This is a genomic window from Desulfurellaceae bacterium, assembly GCA_021296095.1.
Classification (GTDB): Bacteria; Desulfobacterota; Binatia; order Bin18; family Bin18; genus JAAXHF01.
Map to the genome: position 1 here is coordinate 1 of JAGWBB010000152.1, position 4,206 is coordinate 4,206.

Here is a 4,206-nt window from a genome sequence, read left to right on the forward strand (position 1 = left end):
ACAGAAAGACCTCACCCCGCAGCTCCAGGTGGCTCGGAATGGGCACGCCCTGGTCCAGCAGGCGTAGCGGCACGGACCGGATGGTCTTGATATTGTGGCTGATGTCTTCACCGGTTGTGCCGTCGCCCCGGGTTGAGCCGGTGACGAAGCGGCCGTTTTCGTACACCAGCTCGACCGCTACGCCGTCAATCTTGGGCTCGGCCACATACACGATTGGCTCGTCGGTGTCGAGAAAACGCTGCAAACGATCCTGAAACTCCTGCATCTCCTCGCGGTTGACGGCATTGGACAGGGACAGCATGGGCACCCGGTGCCGGACCGGAGCAAACTCACTGAGAGGTGGTGCACCGACCTTCTGGGTCGGCGACAGCGGGTCTTGGAGCTGAGGATATTCGGCTTCCAGCTGGCTCAGACGCCGAAACAGCCGGTCGTAGTCCGCGTCGCTCACCTCCGGGTCGTCAAGCACGTAGTAGCGATGGTTATAGTGGCGCAGCTCGGAGCGCAGACGCTCGACTTCTGCCCGGATTTCCTGGGGGACCGACATGGCTGTTATTCAACTCCATTCCCCGGCAGCGCGCCGTCGGCCGCCGGCTGTTGCATGGTCACACAGTGAATCGCGCCCAGGCCCAGGACCAGGTCGGTACACGTCGGGAAACACGCCCCGGAGAATATCCAGAGCGCGCCGGTCCTTCGGCTGGTCATAGGTCGGGACCAGGACCAGTCCGTTGGCAATATAGAAGTTGGCGTAGCTGGCCGGCAGCCTGGGGGTGTCCGCGTCTGGGGACAGGACCGGTTCCGGCATCGGCAGGGGGATGATCGTCAGCCGGCGTCCGTCCTGGTCAGTCGCGGCCCGCAGCCGGGCCAGGTTGTCTTGCAGGGGCTGGTAGTTGGGGTCGAGCGGGTCGTCCTCGATTGCACACACCACGGTGGTCGGGTTCACAAAGCGGGCGATGTCATCCACATGCCCGTCGGTGTCATCGCCAACAATGCCCTCGCCTAGCCAGACGATGGTGTCCAGCCCGAGAAAGGCGCGTAGGGCGGCCTCAATATCCTGGCGGCTGAGAGCCGGGTTACGATTCGGATTCAGCAGACACGCCTCGGTGGTCAGCAGCGTGCCACAGCCGTTGACATCGATAGACCCGCCCTCCAGCACCAGCCCGGGGACAAAGCGAGGAATGGCCAGCCGGCTCGCAATGTGGCCCGCGACCGCGTCGTCCAGATCCCAGGGCGGATATTTGCCGCCCCAACTGTTAAAACGCCAGTCTATCAGGGCCAGTTCAGTGCGGTCCCGGCTCCGCCGCGTCACAAAAATGGGGCCATGGTCCCGCGCCCAGGCGTCGTTGGTCGGCACTGCATACACGCCCAGCCGGTCTATATCCACCCCAGACCGTGCCAGCCGGGAGACGACCGCCCGGCCGGCCGCAGCGTCGTTGACGCAGATATGCACCCGCTCGCGGAGGTGGAGGGCGCTGACCATGGCACAGAACAGCGGCGGGATGGCGGCAAAGCGGCCCGGCCACGTCTCGACATTATGCGGCCAGGAGAGCCAGGTAGCCGCGTGCGGCTCCCACTCGGCGGGCAGCCGCAGGCCGAGACTGGCCGGCGTCCGGGCCGGTCCGAGCGGCTTTTGTCCGGCGACGATCTCAGTCGAGATAGCGCTTGGTGAGATTGGCGTAGGCATCGATCCGTCGGTCGCGCAGGAACGGCCACTCCTGACGGACCGTCTCAATGCGACCCAGGTCACACGAGACCACCAGGGTCTCTTCGTCCTCGGTTCCGGCGCTGGCCAGCACGCGGCCAAACGGGTCGCTGACAAACGAGGAGCCCCAGAACTGCAAGCCGTCCTCCGTGCCAGCCCGGTTCACCGCCGCCACAAACACCCCGTTGGCAACCGCATGGCCGCACTGGATTGTCTGCCAGGCGTGACGCTGTACCTGACGCTCCTCGGCGCATTCGGCGTGGTACCAGCCGATCGCCGTCGGGTAGAACAGCAGCTGGGCTCCGCCCAGCGCGGTCAGGCGGGCGGCCTCGGGAAACCACTGATCCCAGCAGATCAGGACGCCGAGCCGGGCGTAGCGGGTCGCAAACGTCCGAAAACCCAGATCGCCCGGGGTGAAATAGAACTTTTCATAGTACAGCGGGTCGTCCGGAATATGCATCTTGCGATAGGTGCCGAGCAGCGTCCCGTCGGCGTCGATGACCGCCGCCGAGTTATGGAATAAACCCGCCGCCCGCTTCTCAAAAATCGGCGCGATCAACACCACCTGACGGTCCCGCGCCACGCGGCTGAGGGTCTCGGTTGTCGGCCCGGGAATCGGCTCGGCCAGCCGAAAACAGCTGGTATCCTCCCGCTGACAAAAGTAGACCGAGCAGAAGAGTTCTTGCAGACACACAATCTGGGCGCCGCGCCCGGCGGCCATTTCGATGCGGCGCACCGCTTTGTCGAGGTTGGCGCCGGGTTCGTCTCCACACGTCATCTGGACCAGACCGACACGGACTGCGGCCGCACTGCTCTCCATGGGCCGTATTGTACGGAATCGGTTCGTCAGGCTCAATGCTGGACGCGCCGTGCCCGGAGGCCCGGATTTATCTTGACAGTACCAAACAAAGGAGGTAGGGGTAGCTGCTCTCTGCCGAACGGTACGAGGTGGACTCCCTGCCTTGAAGACACACACACGACGCACCCCATCTCCAGACCAGCCCCGAGCCGAAGAACCGCCCAGTCTCATCGTTCTTCTCGCTCTCTCCTCCCATCTGGGCGCCCGGCGCTGAGCCTCCCAGTCGTATCCCCGATAACGTGGAAGCAAGGCCCGTCGGCTTAACGAGGAAGTGTTGCCATGACAGCGCTCAAAGACATTGCCCGCGAGAGCCAGCCGGATCGGTTCTCACCCCCCCGAGCCGACATACGCCCGACGGTCATCCCTCCGGCGACTTGCGCCCCCAACGTGGTCGAGGAAAACCTCGACCGGTATGGGCTGCACAACTGGGGCGGGGAATATTTCTCGGTCAGCCGTGACGGCCACGTTGTCCTGGCCTTTGGCCCGCCCCGCAGCGTACCGGTAGCCGTGACGCGGATCGTGGCCGAACTGCACCGACGCGGCCTGTCGCCCCCCCTGGTACTGCGCTTCCCCCAGATTCTGGACGGCCAGATCAAGAAACTGGTCACAGCCTTTCGGGCCGCGATCAAGGAGTTCGACTACAACGGCGACTATATTCCAGCCTATCCGCTCAAGGCCAATCAAAAAAAAGAGGTGGTCCAGGAAGTCGTACGCTGTGGCCAACCCTATGACCTGGGCATCGAGGTTGGCAGCAAGGCCGAACTGACCCTGGCCCTCGCCCTGAGCCACAACCCGCAGGCGCCAATCATCTGTAATGGGGTCAAAGACGAGGCATATCTGAGCCTCGCCCTGCGCAGCAAACAGGTCGGACGGCGAGTCTTCATTGTTCTGGAAACGCTGTCCGAACTCAGGCGGCTGGTTGAGCTGAGCCGGCGGCTCGACATTCGTCCCCGGATCGGCCTGCGCCTCAAGCTGTCGACGCGCGGCAGCGGCAAATGGGAAAAGTCGAGCGGCGACTTATCCAAGTTCGGCTTTACCATCACCGATCTGCTCAGAGGCCTCAGCTACCTGAAGCGCGCCAGCCTGGGCGACTGTCTGCAACTGCTGCATTTTCATATTGGTTCGCAGGTGACCGATATCAAACGCATCAAGGAGGCGGTCAAGGAGGCGGCGCGGACGTATGCCAAGCTGCGCACGCTGTGTCCCCAACTCGCCTACCTCGATGTCGGCGGCGGCCTGGGCATTGACTACGACGGCTCGCGCACCGCCTCGGAGTCGAGCGTCAATTACTCCGTTCAGGAGTACGCCAACGATATCGTCTACTCCATCAAGGAGGTGTGCGACAATGAGCAGGTACGGGAACCGACCATCGTGACCGAAAACGGGCGGATGATCGCCGCTCCCCACGCCCTGCTGGTGTGTAATGTCATCAACGAGCTGACCCTGTTGAACGGTCCGATTCAGGTACCCGACCCGGACAGCCGCCCGCAGGTCATTCAGGAAATGTATGACATCTATACCGAGATTAACGCCAAGAACTACCGCGAGTACTACCACGACGTGATGGAGCAGCGCGACGAAATGTTCTCGCTGTTCAACCTGGGCTATCTGTCCCTGGAAGACCGCGGGCTCGGCCAGGAGCTGTTCT

4 protein-coding genes are annotated in these 4,206 nt (G+C 63.3%); 1 reads left to right on the forward strand and 3 read right to left on the reverse strand.

Annotation, left to right across the window (positions count from 1 at the left end; all coding sequences use genetic code 11):
* From J4F42_21835 to J4F42_21845, 3 genes are all read right to left on the reverse strand, one after another.
* Positions 1–544 (reverse strand): NAD-dependent DNA ligase LigA (locus J4F42_21835; protein ID MCE2488165.1); only part of this gene is annotated, 544 nt, incomplete at its 3' end.
* A gap of 9 nt (positions 545–553) precedes the next feature.
* Positions 554–1,681, reverse strand: coding sequence for an agmatine deiminase family protein (locus J4F42_21840; GenBank protein ID MCE2488166.1), 1,128 nt, complete (start codon positions 1,679–1,681; stop codon positions 554–556).
* Positions 1,644–2,519 carry a carbon-nitrogen hydrolase gene (locus J4F42_21845; GenBank protein ID MCE2488167.1) on the reverse strand — a complete coding sequence of 292 codons (876 nt, stop codon included), beginning with the start codon at positions 2,517–2,519 and terminating at the stop codon, positions 1,644–1,646. The genes J4F42_21840 and J4F42_21845 overlap by 38 nt, the downstream gene beginning before the upstream one ends.
* A gap of 318 nt (positions 2,520–2,837) precedes the next feature.
* On the opposite strand from J4F42_21845, the gene speA reads away from it, so the two are divergent.
* A partial coding sequence (gene speA / locus J4F42_21850; GenBank protein MCE2488168.1) for a biosynthetic arginine decarboxylase occupies positions 2,838–4,206 on the forward strand: 1,369 nt, incomplete at its 3' end.